Origin of the sequence: Anaerocolumna sp. AGMB13020, assembly GCF_033100115.1 — a bacterium.
Taxonomy (GTDB): Bacteria; Bacillota; Clostridia; order Lachnospirales; family Lachnospiraceae; genus Anaerocolumna.
In genome coordinates this window covers 1,072,473-1,091,891 of the sequence record NZ_CP136910.1, presented here as the reverse complement: position 1 = coordinate 1,091,891, position 19,419 = coordinate 1,072,473, and the positions used below count along the sequence as shown (strand labels likewise).

Below are 19,419 nucleotides of genomic sequence, written 5' to 3'. Positions count from 1 at the left end.
TTAAGAAAAGTTGGATGTAAATAGGAACTACCTGGGAGTTTTAACAAGGTACAGCTTCTTCCACTTACGAATTTTACTGCGGAAGGATTTGAAAGGTGCTACGGTATTGATATGCACCCATTTCCAGATTGGCCAGTTAGAAGGAGTTGAGGCTGCCCACTTCCTGCCGCCGGGATGAAATAACTCTTCCGTGCTTAAATCGTTCACCCATTGAGTGAGTCGATCTACGGTTGAAACAAATAAGGCTGTTAGCTGAGCCAGAGATTGTTCCTGATACTGCTCATAAAAGCTTTGGTACAACCCGCCCAGCTGATTCCATTTATAGCCGGGGGAAGGTGTAATCACCTCCTTACCGTCCAGTTCGTCCCGGTCCCAATTGAGGAGCAAATTCATCCAACCCAGCTGATAGGCAATCAGCTCCTGAGGTGTCCGGTCAACTTCTTCTAACCGCAGAGACTTGTCTGCTTCTGATATTCCATCAAACTCTGCTATGAATAATGAAGCTGTTTTCTTAATTTCAGATATCAAAGCAGCTGTATCCACATACTCTTGCATATTTTAATTCCTCTCAATCAACGTGATTAATAATAGCTGGGCAAAAAAACGCTCCTGCCATCAGATATACGGCAGCAAAACTCGCTGCTTTTTTTTATACATAAAATAACAAGGCCTGTGCAATAAATGACATGAATCCCTAAAAACAGAAAGTTCATTTTATCCTTCAGGTCATGTTCACACATGGTCTTAATTATAACCTGTTAAAGTTGACATCATCAGGTCAAGTTTAAATATTTTAATCCGGTCCCTTTGCTTATTGCAGAAGGGCAATAGAGATTTCGCTATTCATCTACCAATAAAAGCAGAAAAGGTTAGTAAATAATAGAATTAGTCATTTAAAATAAATCCCAAAAGCTATACAATGGAAGAAATACAGCCTTTTTAGATTAATTGGTATTATAGCGTATACCGGATAAAATAGCTATAGATGGACAAGCAGTACCAAAATGTAAGGAGAAGGGAAGGATAAGCAGATGGTATTTCAGCCAAAAACATTAGATTATGCACTTAGCCCCTTTACAGGGCTTACCAGAGAAAGCTGGATAGAAGCCGGGGAGTATCTTTTAACCGGAATTTTTAAGAACTTGAAATCAATACATGATCCCATTGTTATGCCAAGAAAGGAGACGGAAGTTACTTATCCGCATAAGAATGCCTCAGAAGCTCAATTAAAGGTGGAACGAAAAGCAGAGATATTTGAAGGACTGGCTAGATCATTTTTCCTGGCAGCACCATTGATTCATGATAATCCGGAGCTTACGGTATGCAATTATAAAATCAGGGATTATTATAAAGAGCAGGTATTGCGTGCCTGTACCAAAGGAGACAGCAATTCTGTAGGAAGTTATGAGGAACAGCTGGAATTGGCAGAGAGCAAGGACCCCTTCCGAACCTTCCAGCAGACAGTAGAGACCTGTGCTTTGGTAGTGTGCCTCTGGAGCAGCAAAGCAGAGATCTGGGATACCTATACAAAGGAACAAAAGGATACCATTGCAGGATTTTTGACCAGTTATGCCCATGCCAGTACAGTTCCACAGAACTGGCGCCTTTTTAACATGTTGGATATGGCTTTTCTATATAGCGAAGGCTACCCCATAGATGAAGATATTATGAGAGATCATGGTCAGGCAATTTTAAACTTCTATGCAGGTGACGGCTGGTATCGTGACGGGCATTCCTTTGATTATTATTCCTGCTGGGCGTTTAATGTATATACACCCATCTGGAATCTCTGGTATGGTTATGAAAAAGAGCCGTACCTGGCTAAGAAGTTCGAAGAGAACTCCAATAAACTGATGGAGACCTATGGAGATTTCTTTGACCGCGACGGATTTACCAATATGTGGGGGAGAAGCAATATCTATCGAAATGCCGCTACCAGTGCTTTTGATGGAAACATGTTACTGAAAGCTTCCACAGCGGACCCCGGAAGGGCAAGGCGTATTGCATCCGGCTCCCTGCTGCAATTTCTGACCAGGGAGGATTTTCTGTTCGAAGGTATTCCGACCTTGGGCTTTTATGGGCAGTTTACACCTTTAGTACAGGGATATTCCTGTGCCGAATCACCCTTCTGGCTGGGGAAAGCTTTTCTATGCCTCCATCTGCCTGCCGAACATCCCTTCTGGACAGTGAAAGAAAATAACGGGACCTGGGATAAGCTGAAAGAAAGGGAAATTAAGGAGACGATACTCAATGGTCCGGCACTTTGCTTTACAAACCATGAAGCCAACGGTGAGACTATTCTTAGAACCGGAAAGGTAGTAAGAAACTGCGGAGACGAACATGGTATGTGGAATTATTCCAAGCTGTGCTTTAATACGAAATATCCCTGGGAATCAGCACCTTCTAAAGCAGTGGAGGCGCAGCAGTATGTACTGGAGGATATCACAACCGGGTCTTATCAAAAGGCAAATGTTACCTTCTGGCATGGAGAAAAAGAAGGAATTCTCTACCGCAGACAATATTTTAATTATGAGATATCCAAAGAATGCACCTGGATTCAGGCAGTAAATCTTGCGGATTTTCCTGTTGCTCACGGAATTGTAAGAGCAGATAAGCTTAAACTCCATCGCAGACCGGTTTCCATGACGTTAGGTGCTTATGGTTTTCCGGATAACGGAACCGAAGTTATACAGTTGGAAAGAGAAAATGCAAAAGCCATTATCTTAAAAGGTCATGATTTTACCGGCAGAGAGAAACAGCTTGCTATGACCCTGTATGACGGATGGGAAGAAATTGGACTACTGCACAGCGAAGGAACCAATCCGGATTCTGAGAAATCCATTGTGGTCTATGGAAAACAAACCAGTAAGAAACAGTATGGTTATGAACCTTATATTATGATTTCCCAGGTAATTACCAAAGAAAGCCTGGAGGATTTTAGCGAAGATGAATTATTCCCAATTGCTTCTGTTGAGTATACGGATAAAGAAAAATGCGGTGGGTATGGACCGGTTACCCTGTTTATGAAAGACGGAAGCCAAAAAGTGATTGAATTTGAGGGAATTGAAGGAAATCTGCAGCTGTAGTCGCAGATAAGTTATCACGTTTGTCACAGTTCTTCCCCGGGTAAATGAATGATAGTCAGATTAGTAATTAAAATCCATGAAACACTGGAGCGGCATTTTGCCTCCAATGTATTCATGGATTTTTTAGTATGATAAAAAACAGATGCTGTTCTTGGATTTTTAGTAAGAAATACATGCTAACAAATGAAATTAATCAATATGAATATTACCTTCCAGGTAAATTGACGCATATCCTGAGATTTTTACGCTGGTATCATAACTTTTGCAGAATAGTTTGCCGCCTCTTTAATAGTTAAAATTTTATGACCTTAAAGGTATCAGGTGATAATTCGTATTATCCTTCATTGTATATAGTAAAGGCTTGAATAGCAATATCAAAAAAGAGCAAGCTTGCGATATACAAAAGCATTGGATATAATAAATATAAGTATTGGCAGGAAAAGACCCCTGTATGGATAATATAACCCATGCTGGAGTAAGCTAAAGAAAAGGAGCGTGAGAATATGACAGCGAATGAAATACTTGCTAAACTTCGAGAAACAGGTAATGATAAACGGAAGCAAATGTATATTAAAAATGGTGCCGGTGAGAATACTTACGGTGTCCTGCTGGGAGATCTTCGTAAATTAGCCAAGCAGACGGGAAAAAATAATGAACTGGCAGTTGAACTTTGGCACACCGGCAACACAGAAGCCAGGTGGCTTGCATGCATGAGCTTTGAGGTTCAGAAACTGAGTCTTAAGGAAGTACGGGAAATGACAGAGGAGCTGATATATCCTGATCTGATAGATAAATTTATTGGTGAAGTTATCTGTTATCATAAAGAGGCAGAGGTCCTTGAAAAAGAATGGACAATTTCCACTAAGGATAACCTTGGAAGGGCGGGCTGGAATCTTGTTGTACACAGAGTTGCGGAAGGCAATCTGGCTGACGAGGAGCTTGACAGGCTGCTTGCAATAGTGAAAGCAGAGATCCAAACTGCATCTGCCGGGAAACAATGGGCAATGAATCATGCCCTGTGCGAAATCGGGATATGTTACCCCCGTTATACAGAACAGTGTATGTTACTGGGAGAAAGCTTAGGCGTATACCGGGAGCTGAAGGTTCCAAAGGGCTGTACTTCAGCATATGCACCCAATTGGATAACAGCCGTTGTAAATAAAAAAAGAAAATGATTCATAAGAAGGAGGGAAACCATGAGAGACTATAAGAAGACAATAAGATTTCTACTTTTGACCTTGTTCAGTATTTTAATACTGACGGCCTGTACCTCTGATAGTTCCAATGAACCTTCTGCTGAGTTGACAGAGAAAACAACAACCGGGGATAGCACAGACAATAAGGTAGAACCATCGGTAACCGTGACGCCTGAAGCCGTACCCACAGAAGCTGTCACAGCTGTTACCAATACTATACCTACAGAAGCTTTAACAACACAGGTACCCACGGAAGCCATAATAGTTACGGAGGGAACGACTATCCTTGAAAGATTTAATGTACCTGACGGTTATAAGAGAGTGGAAGCGGAAGAGGACTCTTTTGGCTTTTATCTTCAGAATCTATCCCTGAAACCGGATGGTACGAAAGTGAAATATTATGATGGAAGAGAAAAACGCAAAGAGGTTTATTTAGCCGTGGTCGATTTTACCTTAGGTGACCGGGACTTACAGCAGTGCGCTGATGGGGTTATACGCTTAAGGGCGGAATACCTTTATGAAACGGAGCAGTTTGATAGAATTCATTTCAATTTTGTAAGCGGTTTTAAGGCGGAATTTTCGAAATGGGCCGACGGAAAGGGAATATCCGTAAAGGATAATAATGTATCCTGGTATCCGAACAGTAAAAACAACCGCTCCTATGAAAGTTTTCAGAAATACCTGGATATTGTTTATGCCTATGCCTCTACATTGTCCCTGGAAAAGGAATTGATTGCAAAACCATATGAGGAATTAGCAATTGGAGATGTGTTTATACAGGGGGGGGCTCCGGGACATTGTGTTATCGTAGTGGATATGGCAGTAAAGGAAAGTACCGGTGAGAAAATATTCATGCTGGCACAAAGCTATATGCCTGCTCAGGATATCCAGATCTTAAAAGGCGATAAGGAGAACTCGCCGTGGTTTTCTGCTGAGATAGAAGGCTCCTTGATAACGCCTGAATGGATATTCAACACCTCGGATCTGAAAACCTGGTAAGAGTTCCTTTCACTCGGTTTAAAGGAATATAAACTCTTAAGGCCCTTTAAGAATCTATATGAAATACGCCAATTTCCTTGTAATGATCGATTTTATAATCAATTGTTCCAAGACTGCAGGTTAACAGGTTAATGTGCTTAACGAGGTCTGCCCGGTGTTTTTCCAGGATATCTTTTCGTTCTTCACAGGCAGATGAACCATTCAGACAGAGATTCATAAACTCCTTTATTGTCTCAATGGACATACCGCTGTTTCTGAGGCAGCAGATTAACTCAAGCCAGCATATGTCCGTCTCTGTATATACACGAACACCGGAGCTTGAACGTTTTAACTGTGGAATAAGTCCTTTTTTATCATAGAATCTAAGTGCAGATGGTGTGAGCTGGGTACGTTCGGCAACCTGCTTAATTGAATATTCCATGTTATCCTCCCATGCGATTTACTTAACCTAAAAATAAATTATTTTATATTTCTTCTTGACTTAAACTTAAGTTTAACAATTATAATGAACAGTGTCAAATATAATATGCCGCTGTAAACGGCAGATTGAGAGGTTATTATGGAATACAGGAATTTGGGTAAATGGGGTTTGAAGGTTAGTGAAATCTCAGTAGGAAGCTGGATGACAGATTTAAATGGCAGTAATGCTTCCGAGCTAGCAAGAGACACCATCAGACTTGCCTTTGAGAAAGGTGTTAATTTCTTTGACTGTGCAGATGCTTACAGCGGTGGCGAAGCAGAACGTTTCTTAGGCCAGGTATTAAAGGAATATCCCAGAAGTTCTTATGTGGTATCCAGTAAGGTATATTTCGGGGTAGGACCAGGACCAAATGACAGAGGCCTTTCCAGAAAACATATTTTTGAGCAGATCGATAAGAGCCTTAAAAATATGCAGGTAGACTATCTGGATATGTATTTCTGTCATAGATTTGATACAACGACTCCAATGGAAGAAACGCTTCAGGCGCTAAGTGATCTGGTTGTACAGGGCAAAGTCCTGTATTACGGTGTAAGTGAAGAATGGGGTGCCGCACGAATCAATAAAGCACTTGGTATCATAAAAGAATTAGGACTAAGACCCCTTAATGTAATACAGCCACAATATAACATGGTAGACAGATATATTGAAGATGAAATAATGGAAGTCTGTGAGGACAATGGAATAGGAATCGTTCCTTTCTCACCCCTATCACAAGGGTTGCTAACCGGAAAATATAAGAAAAATCAGCCATTGCCGGAAGGCTCCAGAGCAACCCATCAGGCAGATAAACAGATAAACAACCTGCTGACAGAGGATAATCTGAATAAAGTGGAGAAATTGTCAGCTCTTGCAGAGGAATTAGGAACGAATATGTCCGTTCTGGCATTAGCCTGGATTCTTAAGAAGCAGATAATAAGCAGCGTAATTACCGGCGCAACCAAACCGGAACAGCTATTAAATAATATAGCTGCAAGTGGTTTTAAGATTCCGGCAGATGCCATGGCTGAGATTGAAAAAATTCTGGATTACAAACCCTTTGTACGCAGAGTTGGATAGTATCATAGATCAAAAAAAGAAGGCTGGATTTTCCTTCTTTTTTTTGACCTTTATTTCTGATAGGAATTCTATATTATTTACATAAAGAATGGAGAAAATATTGTAAAGACAAAAAATAAATGATAAAATAAAACCTCGAAAGTATAATAAAAAATACATAGGATTGCTTTGAGGATATCGACGTGAAGAAACTAAATCACCGAAAGCTGGTCTTAATTCTGGCTATACTCATACTATTTTTAACCGCTGGTTTTACTCTTTCTGGCCATTCTGAGAAAGAAATGCCCCAAGGAAAGGCGGGTCATCTGGATCTGGAAGACTGGGATTTTCAAAAGGATGGAAGTGTAAAGCTTGATGGTTATTGGGAGTTTTATTCTAATAGTCTGCTGACACCAAAAGACCTGGAAACAGAAAACCCGCTGTCTTTTCGTTACCTCCAGGTCCCCAGCCGATGGACGACGAAAGTCAAAGAAGGTGACAAACAAAAAGACGACGGTATAGGAACATACCGTTTAAAAATTAAAGTCAATAAGGCCAATGACATCTTAGGTCTGAGAATCAAAAATATCAGGATATCCTATAAAATATTTATCAATGGAGAAGAGATTGCTGCCAGTGGCAATCCAGCTGCCGATATAGAGAGCGGCTATGTTCCAAACAATGTACCTATGACTGTAATCTTCCCTTTAAAAGGGGAGGCAGACAACAGCAAAACAATAGATTTGGTAATACAGGCTGCCAATATTAATTACTATAACGGCGGTTTGATTCAAAGCATCTATCTGGGGTCGGAAAAAGATATCACTTGGGATTACATTAAGGAAATCATTCTTGATGTTATCGTCGTATCCTTTCTAATATTAACCAGCATTTATTACCTGGTAATTTATTTCAGGAGAAGAGATGATAAGAAGTTTTTATACATGTCAGCCTTTTGCATTAGTCTGGCATTTTTAATTTCTACGGGAAATGCCAAGATTTTCTTTCTGTTTATGGACCAGCTTCCTTACTTATTGGTGATTAAATTACGGACTGCTACGGTGGCGTTCAGTATTTTGTTAGTATGCTTATTTATTCGAGAAATGAGCAAAGCGCTGATATCAGCGGTGCCTATGAAAATAATTCAGATAATTACGGTACTCTCTATGACAGTAACTGTTGCCGCCCCTGACAGGTATATGGTGGTTACTGAAAAAGCAGTTACAACCATTTTTATTTTCACCTACGCACTGGTAGCTCTAAGGCTGCTTTATTGCATATTCTTTAACCGCCATGAGGGGACTGGTAAGAGAGTGGTGATCTTTTTGCTGTTCCTTGATCTTCAGTTCATAAATGAGTATATTTCTACTATACTTTATTATTACTCAGTAGCAAAGAGCTTTTTGGTGTCCAACCTTACCTTCGTACTGTTGCTGCTTGGTCTCTGCTACATGTTCGTGGATGAATATCTGAGAGCATATAATAATATTAAAGAGGTAAATGAAAATCTGGTTGCCGCAGATAAGATCAAAGAAGAATTTCTAGCCTATGCATCAAATGAGTTTAAATCCCCATTGCAAACTATCTCCAATATCACGAAAGACTTATTAAATGAATCAAAGGAATCCTCCTTAGAAGACCAAAAAGAGAATTTACTCTATATACGAAGTATCTCAGCTAAAATGTCGGATACGGTAAATGATATCATAGACTACCAGAATCTAAAAAATCATAAGCTGAAATTAGTACGTAAAGATTTTGATATTTACGGCATGGTAATTGCGGTTTTGGAAACCGTAGGTTATATGAACCCGGGACAAGCGGTTACCATAAAGAGCACGATAGAAGAAAAACGATACTTTATAACTGCAGACGAAAATCGATTGGAGCAGATACTCTATAATCTGATTGTTTATTCTTTAAAAATGTCAGAAAAGGGTGATATCTTGCTCAGCGGAGAAGAAGTGGGGGAGGAAATCTATATCCGAATTTCTTATGCCGGCAAAGAGTTAGAGGATACTATTCAGGCAGAGCTATTAAAAGCCTATAGAATGGAACCTGGAAAAGAGGCAAAAGGCAGTCTGCCAAAGGAAATGGGAATTTATGTTTCACGGCTCCTTGCAGTAAATATGGGGGGTGATGTATACTTTGAATCAGGAGAGAAAAAGGATTCAGCAATTGTCTTGGCTTTGCCAAAAGTTAAGCTCACCACGGAAACCTTGCCGCACCATAACCTTGCTGTTTTCCGGAAGCGAAACAATACCAACAGCACAGTTCCGCTGGAAATACCTAAGATTACAGAAGCAGATTTCAAAAGAAAAGAGAAGAAACCTAAAATCCTCCTGGTGGATGATGATACAGTCAGTCTTAAGTTCTTATTCGATGTTTGCAAAGAAGAGTTCGAGCCAATTATTGCTTGTAATGGTATACAGGCCCTGGAGTTTATAGAGCGGGACAGGAATATAAAAATTGCACTGGTGGATACGGTAATGCCTGGTATTTCAGGCTATGAAGTCTGCAGACAGATAAGAAACAGATACTCCATCTTTGAACTTCCGGTATTGCTCTTAAGCTTACGGAATGCAACAGAGGATATTGAAACCGGCCTGGAAGCGGGAGCAAATGACTTTCTTATTAAACCTTTTCATGGAAAAGAATTGATTAACAGGGTAAAGACTCTGAGAAAAATGCAGGAAGCCTTACAAGATGCCGTTAAAATAGAAACAGTATTTTTACAGTCTCAAATCAAACAGCATTTTTTATACAATTCATTGAACAGTATTGTTTCCTTATGTTACAGTGAGCCGGAACGAGCGGGGAATCTCCTCAGTGAACTGAGTCATTACCTGCGCAGTATCTTAGAGATTGATCCCCACCATTCTATTATTGAATTACACAAAGAAATTACTTTAGTTAACTCCTACATTGAGCTTGAGAAAGCACGTTTTGGGAAGCGTTTACAGGTCCAGCTGGATTATGATGAAGGGATACTGGAGCATCGTATACCCGCTTTTCTGATTCAGCCAGTGGTGGAAAATGCCATCCGGCATGGTGTCATGATGAGGACAACAGGAGGAACAGTGGCAGTATCCATAAAAAAACAGGCGGCAGCTATTATTATATGTATTCAAGACGATGGTGTTGGCATGAGCGAAGATATAGTGGAGCTTTTAATGAAAGATACCTTAGATGGCAGTATTGGCTTGAAAAATGTCAATAAGAGGCTGAACAATGAATACGGCGAAAAATTGAAGATACAGAGTGAAAAGGATGTGGGAACCTGTGTAACCATGAGGATACCATTGTCAATTACATAGTATAAACCTAAGGAGAGAAAAGAAATTCGTTACAAACCCCTATGTGGCCTTGGAGCAGGATATTATCAGAACAGCAGGGAAGCCAAAAAAGCCTGTGAGGATATGATACGTCGTCAGTATATAATCAATTATTATTTTGATTAAGAGAGACAGTAATAGGTTATCGTATATTAAGTAACCTGATGGATTCTGTTGAGACTACTTGTGAAGAATGCGGTGGTAAACGGTATAAGCAGGAGGTACTTGAATATAAGTACAATGGCAAGTCCATTGTTGAAGTGCTTGATATGACCATTGCAGAAGCCGTAGAGTTCTTTACGCAGAAGGAAATCAGGAATAAGTTAAAATATATTGTTGAGGTAGGCTTACATTACATGACCCTGGGTCAGCCATTGGATACTCTTTCCGGTGGTGAGTGCCAGCGTCTTAAGCTTGCCAAGGAATTGAGCCAGAAGGGGAATATCTATATTATGGACGAGCCGACGACCGGTTTGCATATGTCTGATATAACCAGTATACTAAATATTATCAATCGCCTTGTAGACAAAGGGAATACGGTTATCGTCATTGAACATAACCTGGATGTAATCCGGAATGCAGACTGGATTATTGATGTAGGAGTTGAAGGAGGAAGCAAAGGCGGTCAGATACTTTTTGAAGGGACTCCAAAGGATTTAAAAGACTGTGAAGAGTCAATAACGGCTAAGTACCTGTAACTGAGAGTCGAACTCACATCTTGTAAACAAACAGAAGAATTAGCCAGGACACCATTTAAGAAGGTTAAATGAAAAAAAATTGCTTGTCACGGAGGAGAGTTTATGAAGCGTAAAATTAACATAATAACGATTGGTGGAATAGCATGGATTATTTCAGGCGTTCTGTTCCTGGTGCAAAACCTGTTTCTTCTACCTTTGCAAGGACCACCTGCTTTGGAGGCTGATCTGCTGGTCTGGTTGGAAAAGTGGAAGTTTAATATCTCAATGGCAGATGAAGTCCTCTTATTTGCTGCATTATTTTTGATTCCTGCTGTTTTTTCTTTATACCAATTAGTGTCTCCTACAGATAAGTTCAAAGCAATAACGGGCTGCGGTCTTCTGGCAAGCAGTATACCTGTGTTTATTTTTCTTGATATTATACTGGGGCGTCTGGTTTATCCGGTATATAACTTGGAATTATCTGCTGACATTTATAGGCTGGTACTGAGTATTTATTATGGTGGAATGCATTTAGTGGCAATCGTATTTAGTATTGCAACCTTATTGCTCTCTTTCGCAATCCGAAAAATCGAACAAGGTAGAGCAATTGCTTATTTTGGGTTTGTTGTAGTTGTTGCCGATTTAATTAGCGCTTTTCCCTGGATAACGGGTTCAGCAATCGCATTTGTCTGCCAGCTGCTGTTTTCTCTTTGGTTTGTGCTTCTTGGTGTAAGAATAATTGCATCAGCCAAGACCTGCGTAAATTACGAAGAGAAAGATATTGTATAAAACTAACAAAAAACATCGCTTTTATTGGCAAAAAATAGTATTGACATACAAAAAAATGCATAGTAAAATTTGCTTAACCAGTTAAGCAGAAATGAATACAAGGCGTCTTTCCATCAAGGCGCCATTTCTTTTAACTACTTGCTTAAACGGTTAATCATAATGGAGGTAAATTTTATGGGAAAAAGCAAAACAAGAATTGTCTTCTTACTAACCCTTCTTACCAGTATTTTTTTTATGACTGCCTGCAGGGGCCAGGAGCCTGGAGGGGATACCAAAGAAACGGGCAGTCCGGAAAGCCAGGTTCAGGAGACAGAGTACAAGGTTACTTTTTATGACATGGATGGAACTACTGAACTTTCAACAGGGAAAGTTAAGGCAGGTGAACCGGTAAAAGAATATACGCCGGAGAAATCCGGATATATATTTATGGGATGGTATGCAACTCCATCTTTATCCCACAAATTTGACTTTCATGTACCTATTGCTGAGGATACCGAAATCTTTGCCGGTTTTCTGGAAGAAAAGGAGGATACCAGAGGTTTTGCTATTGTGGGAAGTGGTAAGAGTCCTTTACTTGCGGCATCAGGCTGGGGAAAGGTCATAAAGGAAGAACATCTGCTTACCAAAGAAGCAGATAAAAATGTATATACCATAAACCTGGATATATACGAAGGAGATGAGTTCCAGTTGGCAATGGACACCTCTGGTGAAAGCGGCTGGTATAACCAGAGAGGTGCTGGGTATCTGACTGCAACAGCACAGGACGGTGTAGAGTATTTATCCGGCTCCGGAGGGAACTATCAAGCAAGTGATGCGAAGAAGATGAACATTAAGTGCCTTATTGCCGGTAACTATTCAATTACATTAACCACTTATCCCGGAGCAGACTACTATGATACGGCAGACAGTAATTATACGGAGGAAGGCAAGGAAAAATTTAATTATAATCCTTATGACACCATCACCTGGGTGTACAACGGGGAAACAAAAGAACCCGTTACGGATATCGCTACTACATATTATATCAAAAGTTCCGTTGCTACCGGTTGGAATGACATTTATGAAGACCAGTATAAATTTATGGAGACAGACAGCGGTTTGACATTAACCATAGAATTGGCAGACAAAGAAGAATTCTTATTTACCTCCCGGGTTAAGACCGGAGATACGGAAGGTGTAGGGAATGAGTATGTAAGATACAGTAATATCAAGGACAGCAAGTCCCTGGAATTTGTAGAAGGCAGTACCAGTGACAATATAATAGCAAAAGCTGCCGGAATCTATACCTTTTCGTATAATAGTGAAACAGCGGAGCTGACCGTAGCTTATGAAGCTAAATAGCATGGCATGAACAACAGGCTGCCGTGTATTTCGGCGGCAGCCTGTTAAAGATTACTATTAAATAAATTGCATGTGTTCCGTGGAAGGAACCCTGTTAATGGCTAATTCGATACAGCTGTATACCTTCATCATTTTTGCCCGGAGATCAGTTGCGATATAAAAAGCATTCTCTTTTCCCTGCAAAATATAATCCAGAGCTTTCTGGCTGTAGACATAATTTCCTTCGGGAATCTCTGTAAAATCTTTTAAATCGGGTACAAAGCTTACATCTTTGAAGGTATCCCTTATGAGAGCCGTCAAAAGTTCATTGTTGGGAGTCAAACATACATAGGTATAATTCGATACGCCAAAATGCTTCTCTGCATTTTCCCTGAGATTGTTGTAATCGGTGCAGATCTGGAAGAACCAGGGGATATCAATGAGACAGTCAACAGCAATAACAGGAATAAAGTTCTTATCACCTATGCTGTGAAAAAAATCATATGTAGCATCATAGCACAGGATAGCATCAACATAATTCAGCTTGGTAATATCTTTATTATCCTGGAGGATCAAATGATAGCCATATAAAGTCAATACTTCTGATAAAACTTCAGTCAGCAACAACTGCTCTGAACGTTTGAGGAGGGAAGTCTCAGACATCATATAAAGTGCGATGCAATTGGTCTTACTCGTAGAAAGAGATTTCGCTGAGGAATTCGGTTTGTAGTCCATTAAATTGATTATCTGAAGAACCTTTTTCCAGGTTTCCTCACTGATTCGCTGATCTGTCCGGTTGTTGAGCACATAGGAAACGGTAGCCACAGAGACACCGGCCTGTCTGGCTATGTCTTTTATTGTAATTTTTTTATCCATGACTTAGTTATATACTCTATTGGCAATTTTGTCAATATAAACTACTGACTGCAGACAAACCGAAGAAATGACCTTCAAAATAACAGGAAGAATAAAATTAAAGGACTAAACACTATGAATAAACAAGCAATTTTACATATACCGCAATCAAAATACTGCTACCCCATAGATCAGAATTCCGTTGTCCTGCGTTTACGGATGGATAAGAACGATGCCCCGGACAGGGTGGAGGTGGTATACGGCTGTAAATATACCTTTTATATGGAACAGAAAACAGCGGAGCTGGAAGCAAAATACCGGGATGACTTATTTATATATTATGAAACTCAGCTGACCCTTGAGGATGTGAGGCTGACTTATGTGTTCCGCATCTGGAAAGAGCAGAAGTATTGTTATTTTTCAGAGGACGGAATCACGGAGGAGTACAATTTTAAGTTATGTTATTATAACTCTTTCCAGATGCCTTATATTAACAAAAATGATATCCATGAGGTTGTTGACTGGATGAGAGGTGCAGTATTTTATGAAATTTTTATTGACCGTTTTTACCAGGGAAAGAAAGAAAAAGATACTGCATATATCAATCTGGACTGGGGAGAGATACCAAATCCCAAGAGTTTTACCGGGGGAGATATCCCTGGAATTACAAAGAAGCTGGACTATATAAAGGGACTTGGAGCAAATGGAATCTATCTGACACCGGTATTTTGTTCCATTTCCAACCATAAGTATGACATATCCGATTATACATGCATAGATGAGCAGTTTGGAACCAACGAGGATTTTGCAGAACTGGTGAAAGAGGCACATAAAAGAGACATGAAAATTGTTCTGGACGCTGTATTCAATCATTGTAGCATATTACTGCCCCAATTTCAGGATGTAATTTCAAAAGGAATTGAATCGGAGTATTTCGACTGGTTTATCATCGACGGTGACCGGGTGGATATGGAGAACCTTAATTATGAGGTATTCGGCTTCAGCAGCTATATGCCGAAATTTAATACCAGCAACAAGGCAGTACAGGAATTTTTATTGGATATCGCAGCTTTTTGGGTAAAGGAATATGATATCGACGGCTGGAGGCTGGATGTATCCGATGAAGTGTCCCATGATTTCTGGCGGAAATTCAGAACAAGAATCAAGGAGCTTAAGTCGGATTGTGTACTAATCGGTGAGAACTGGCATGATGCCTATGCCTATCTGCAGGGAGACCAGTATGACAGCATAATGAATTATGCCTTTACAAAAGCCTGTCTGGATTACTACGCCTTTGGTACCTCTGCGGCAAAAGGCTTCGCTGAAAAGTTAAACCAGCTGTTAATGAGGAATAACGGGCAGGTCAATACCATGATGTTCAACTTATTGGATTCACATGATACAGACCGTTTCTATACCAGTATTAATAAGAACAAGGACAAAATGCTTTCTGCCCTTGCCGTTATGAACATGTATTCAGGGGTTCCCTGCATTTATTATGGAACAGAAATCTGTCTGGAGGGCGGTTATGATCCGGATAATCGCAGATGTTTCGACTGGGACGAAAGCCACTGGGATAGTTCCTATATGGAAATCCTTAAGAAACTGCTTGCGTTGAAACAAAAACCGGCCTTGCAAAGCGGTGATATCCGTATCACCCATGATGACCGGTTATGTTACATAAGAAGAACCTATAAAAACAGCTCGGTTCTATTGATTGTTAACCAATCAGGGGAAGCTGTAGAACTTAACAGGAGTGAAAGTGTACTGGCAGCCAATAAATTATCAGCCGGCAGCTTGTACACAGATGGATTTGCTGTTTATGAAGCTTAGAGAGGAGAAAGTATTTCTATGAAAAGAATTCTATGTCTTTTACTTGCGGCACTTTTAAGCCTCGGTCAGTTAACTGCCTGCAGCATAAAGAAGGAGGAGGCAGAAACCGAAAAGGTATCCCAAGCGACCTCTGCCAGTGCATTAACCTCTATTTATAACGGTGAACTGGAGAGGAATGTTACACTGCGTGTACTGGAAAATGATACGGCTATCGAGCAGGGATATTTTAAGGAGTTGATTGCTGCATTTAATGAAAAGTATAAGGATTACGGTATTGTTGCCGTTGATGCCAACATGGATCAGCGCAGCAATCTGGCCGATGATGGTCCTTATGGATATGGACCGGACGTGTTATACCAGGCAAATGACTCCCTTATGAAATATGTAGATGGAAAGCATATCTATCCGATACCTGCTGAGAATCTGGAATGCTTTTCTCAGATACCAAAAAATGCCTGGGCGGCTTATAAATCAGAAGTGGACGGAACTTCTTATTATATGGGGGTTCCTGTAAATGTCCAGTCCTCCATGCTGTTCTACCGAAAGGATATGCTTCCTTCGGACTGGGAAACAAAATGGGATGATAACAAAAATAAAGTACCGGATATGGTAGAAAATTGGAATGATCTGTATCAATACTCGAAAACCATTGTTGCGTCCGGAGAGGGAAAATACGGCTATATGAGATCTTTGTTTGATGTTTATTTTTCCTCCGGTTTCCTTTTCTCCTACGGCGGATATATCTTTGGGGACAATAATACAAATCCTGAAGAATTGGGTTTGTCAGCCGGAAAGGCAGAAGTCGGTGCGGATGTATTACAGAAGCTCGCGGCAGTGATGAATGAAGAATGTATTGATGATTCAATTACGGTAAATGCATACAGTAAGCTTGCCGACGGCTCTTATTTCGCTACCATGACAACACCGGATGTATACACCTTATTCATCAAGGAACTGGTATCAGAGTATGAGAAACAGGGAATGGACCGGGAAGCAGCCCAGACACTGGCAGAGGAGAACCTGGTGGTAACTGGGGTGCCAATGCTGCCGGCAAGTGGAGATTTAACAGAAGAGAATCCGGAACTCATACCCTTTAAGGCTATGGGCGGAATCAATGGATATGCAATCAGTGCTTATACCAAAGCACCAAATGCCAGCCTGGCCTTTGTGGATTTTGCCACAAGCTATGAAATGCTCCTAAAGAGAAATGAGCTGTTAGGAATTATACCAGCCCGTGCTGATGCAGCAAAGGAAGCAGGAGGGGTGGCGGAGGTTGTATTTAACAGCCTGGACAAAGGAAATATTGTTATTATGCCCTCCATCACAGAGATGGTTCAGGTATGGGCACCGGCCGAGACCTTTTTTACGGATCTGGCAAAAGATGCCTTTCGTACCACGGATAAGAAATATACTTCCTATGATACCTTAAAAAGCGCTTTAAAGGCGGTAGATCAGCAAATATATGATGCAATTTACACACTTTCTGAATAGAGGGATTAAAATGAAAAAGTTGACTTTTCTTAGAAGTGCAGACAGAAATGTAAAAGCCAGTATATGTCTGATGGGACTTGGACAGCTGATGTACGGACAAATTGGAAAAGGGCTGGCATACCTTGTGGTTTTTGCTTGCGGAATCCTTTATTTCCTTAAGAGAGGAGCTTCGGACCTGGCAGGCTTCTTTACTCTGGGGACGAAGGAGGCGGATGCCTGGTTTGGCATTGAAGGCGATAATTCTGTTATTATGCTGCTTATGGGAATTCTGTCTCTGGCGGCGGTGCTGCTCTTTATCGGCTGTTATTTCTCGAATATCAAAGATGCCTATGAAACTCAGCTACTGGTTCAAAAGGGAGGAAAACCACTGTCCTTTCGGGAAGACTTAAAAAAGCTGCTGGACAGGAAATTTTATAAGACAGCCCTGTTTCTGCCGATTATAGGCGTTTTTGTCTTCAATATACTGCCAATTATCTTTATGATTGCCGTTGCTTTTACCAATTATGGGGGGAGCATTGTCCCACCAAAGCTTATCGATTGGGTGGGTTTAGATAATTTTTTACAGATAGTGACTCTGAAAAAATTTGCACCGACCTTTGGAAGGATACTCAGCTGGAATCTGCTTTGGGCAGTATCCTCTACTTTACTGAATTATTTCGCCGGGCTTGGACTGGCCTTGCTGCTGAATAAGAAGTGCGTAAAAGGAAAAATAATATGGAGGGCTTTTCCGGTACTGGCTTATGCGGTTCCCGGCTTCATTATACTCCTGGGGTTCCGGTTTATGTTCTCTTACGGTGGACCCATCAATCAGATTATTACGGATTTGGGCTACAAGGCTGTTGGATTTCTCGATATTGATGCAAAATGGATGGCAAGGCTCATCGGTCTTCTGATAAATGCATGGCTCAGTATACCCTCTATTATGCTTCTGACTACAGGAATACTTGCAAACATAGACGGAAACCAGATGGAGGCGGCAAAGATCGACGGCGCCAAACGGTGGAAGCAATTCACAAAAATCATACTGCCTTTTGTCTTGTTTTCCACAACACCTGTCTTGATTTCCCAGTTTATTGGAAACTTTAATAACTTCGGTGTCTTTTTCTTTCTAAGAGGAGGGTTATATCTGGATGGGTATTTCCTGGCCAGTGATACGGATCTATTGATAAACTGGCTGTACAATTTATCCATCAGCAACAACTACTATAACATAGGTGCAACCATCAGCCTTGTGATATTCCTTATTACCTCAGCACTGTCACTGCTTGTATATGTAAAGTCACCGTCTTACAAAGAGGAGGATGTTTTCCGATGAAAAAATTGAAATTCCTGCGCTGGACAGACACCTTCGTTACTTATTTGATACTGATTGTTGTTGGACTGGTGTTTTTATTTCCCTGCTTGTGGCTGATTCTGGCATCCTTTAGTAAATCCGGCTCCATCTATTCCTATGAAGGTTTTTTTCCAAAGGAATACAGTCTTGACACGTTTAAGACCTTATTTACGGATACGGCCATGTATAATTATCCCCAGTGGTTTATGAATACTTTGATTATAGCCATTTTTAGCAGTATAATAGGTACTTTTCTTGTAATACTGACAGCTTACACCATGTCCCGGTTCCAGTTTCGAAGCAGGAAGAAAATCATGAAGTCCACGCTGATTCTTGGGATGTTTCCTTCCTTTATGAGCATGATTGCGGTGTACATAATAATGACCCAGTTCGGACTGATTAATAAAATCTGGGGAGTAATACTGATTTACAGTTCCTGTGCTCCGATGGGTTATCTCACCCAGAAAGGTTTTTTTGATACCATGCCCTGTTCCATTGATGAAGCGGCTAAAATAGACGGAGCAACAAATCTGCAGATATTTCTGAAAATAAATCTGCCCTTGTCCAAGCCCATGCTTGTTTATACTGCCCTTACCAGCTTTACCTTTCCCTGGAGTGATTTTATCCTGCCAAAGCTGTTATTGAAAGAGAAAGATCTCTATACCGTGGCGGTAGGGCTTATGAGCCTTGGGGAAACGGAATTTTCAAGATTTGCTGCCGGTTCGGTGTTTATAGCCGTACCCATCGTTGTTCTTTATTTCATACTGATTCGCTACATGATCAGTGGTATGACCTCCGGTGCAGTAAAAGGATAAATCGTTCAGATTATGCTTTGCAGAGAATTGCGTAACCCTTTTATAACACGATAGAAATATATTAAAAGTCGGTAGGAAGAGTAGGTAAATACCTGCTTTTACCATATATGACTAAAATAACGAGCAAACATAGTATTTTATATACCCCTCATATAAGATACAGAAAATTGGTTA

At 40.5% G+C, this 19,419-nt stretch carries 15 protein-coding genes; 12 read left to right on the top strand and 3 right to left on the bottom strand.

From position 1 onward, the window contains the following. Positions 1-27: 27 nt before the first annotated feature. Positions 28-555: a ClbS/DfsB family four-helix bundle protein gene (locus R2R35_RS04520; protein ID WP_317733304.1), complete on the bottom strand. Its 528-nt coding sequence runs from the start codon at positions 553-555 to the stop codon at positions 28-30. Between the two features lie 476 nt (positions 556-1,031). Between R2R35_RS04520 and R2R35_RS04515 the strand changes: the two genes are divergently transcribed. The 3 genes from R2R35_RS04515 (at position 1,032) to R2R35_RS04505 (ending at position 5,281) form a co-directional block, all read left to right on the top strand. Further along, positions 1,032-3,086 carry a DUF2264 domain-containing protein gene (locus R2R35_RS04515; protein WP_317733303.1) on the top strand — a complete coding sequence of 685 codons (2,055 nt, stop codon included), beginning with the start codon at positions 1,032-1,034 and terminating at the stop codon, positions 3,084-3,086. Between the two features lie 503 nt (positions 3,087-3,589). Continuing rightward, positions 3,590-4,261: a DNA alkylation repair protein gene (locus R2R35_RS04510; protein ID WP_317733302.1), complete on the top strand. Its 672-nt coding sequence runs from the start codon at positions 3,590-3,592 to the stop codon at positions 4,259-4,261. A gap of 21 nt (positions 4,262-4,282) precedes the next feature. Then, a complete protein-coding gene (locus R2R35_RS04505) occupies positions 4,283-5,281 on the top strand; it encodes a DUF4846 domain-containing protein (RefSeq protein ID WP_317733301.1) in 999 nt (332 codons plus the stop codon). A 46-nt stretch (positions 5,282-5,327) separates the two neighbouring features. Here R2R35_RS04505 and R2R35_RS04500 read toward each other — a convergent pair whose 3' ends face one another. Beyond that, positions 5,328-5,702, bottom strand: a complete 375-nt coding sequence (locus R2R35_RS04500; protein WP_317733300.1) for a MerR family transcriptional regulator — start codon at positions 5,700-5,702, stop codon at positions 5,328-5,330. 138 nt (positions 5,703-5,840) lie between these two features. Here R2R35_RS04500 and R2R35_RS04495 point away from each other — a divergent pair, with 138 nt between their 5' ends. The 5 genes from R2R35_RS04495 to R2R35_RS04475 all read left to right on the top strand — a co-directional run bounded on the left by R2R35_RS04495 (position 5,841) and on the right by R2R35_RS04475 (position 12,939). Next, entirely contained in the window at positions 5,841-6,818 is a 978-nt protein-coding gene (locus R2R35_RS04495; RefSeq protein ID WP_317733299.1) for an aldo/keto reductase family protein, read from the top strand. 182 nt (positions 6,819-7,000) lie between these two features. Next, positions 7,001-10,114 (top strand): hybrid sensor histidine kinase/response regulator, encoded by a 3,114-nt coding sequence (locus tag R2R35_RS04490; RefSeq protein WP_317733298.1) that lies wholly within the window; start codon positions 7,001-7,003, stop codon positions 10,112-10,114. 182 nt (positions 10,115-10,296) lie between these two features. Next, positions 10,297-10,830: an ATP-binding cassette domain-containing protein gene (locus tag R2R35_RS04485; RefSeq protein ID WP_331670222.1), complete on the top strand. Its 534-nt coding sequence runs from the start codon at positions 10,297-10,299 to the stop codon at positions 10,828-10,830. Between the two features lie 102 nt (positions 10,831-10,932). Next, the gene (locus tag R2R35_RS04480) at positions 10,933-11,598 is read left to right on the top strand and encodes a hypothetical protein (RefSeq protein WP_317733297.1); all 666 of its coding nucleotides are present in this window, start codon (positions 10,933-10,935) and stop codon (positions 11,596-11,598) included. Between the two features lie 174 nt (positions 11,599-11,772). Continuing rightward, the gene (locus R2R35_RS04475; protein WP_317733296.1) at positions 11,773-12,939 is read left to right on the top strand and encodes an InlB B-repeat-containing protein; all 1,167 of its coding nucleotides are present in this window, start codon (positions 11,773-11,775) and stop codon (positions 12,937-12,939) included. 57 nt (positions 12,940-12,996) lie between these two features. Here R2R35_RS04475 and R2R35_RS04470 read toward each other — a convergent pair whose 3' ends face one another. After that, positions 12,997-13,794, bottom strand: a complete 798-nt coding sequence (locus tag R2R35_RS04470; RefSeq protein WP_317733295.1) for a LacI family DNA-binding transcriptional regulator — start codon at positions 13,792-13,794, stop codon at positions 12,997-12,999. A gap of 114 nt (positions 13,795-13,908) precedes the next feature. On the opposite strand from R2R35_RS04470, the gene R2R35_RS04465 reads away from it, so the two are divergent. Genes R2R35_RS04465 through R2R35_RS04450 form a run of 4 tightly spaced genes read left to right on the top strand, consistent with a single transcriptional unit; the run spans position 13,909 to position 19,245 of the window. Further along, positions 13,909-15,606 carry a glycoside hydrolase family 13 protein gene (locus tag R2R35_RS04465; RefSeq protein WP_317733294.1) on the top strand — a complete coding sequence of 566 codons (1,698 nt, stop codon included), beginning with the start codon at positions 13,909-13,911 and terminating at the stop codon, positions 15,604-15,606. 18 nt (positions 15,607-15,624) lie between these two features. Continuing rightward, the gene (locus tag R2R35_RS04460) at positions 15,625-17,097 is read left to right on the top strand and encodes a sugar ABC transporter substrate-binding protein (RefSeq protein ID WP_317733293.1); all 1,473 of its coding nucleotides are present in this window, start codon (positions 15,625-15,627) and stop codon (positions 17,095-17,097) included. A 10-nt stretch (positions 17,098-17,107) separates the two neighbouring features. Continuing rightward, positions 17,108-18,412: a carbohydrate ABC transporter permease gene (locus R2R35_RS04455; protein WP_317733292.1), complete on the top strand. Its 1,305-nt coding sequence runs from the start codon at positions 17,108-17,110 to the stop codon at positions 18,410-18,412. After that, positions 18,409-19,245: a sugar ABC transporter permease gene (locus tag R2R35_RS04450; protein WP_317733291.1), complete on the top strand. Its 837-nt coding sequence runs from the start codon at positions 18,409-18,411 to the stop codon at positions 19,243-19,245. Before R2R35_RS04455 ends, R2R35_RS04450 begins: the two co-directional genes overlap by 4 nt. The last annotated feature ends 174 nt before the right edge of the window (positions 19,246-19,419 follow it).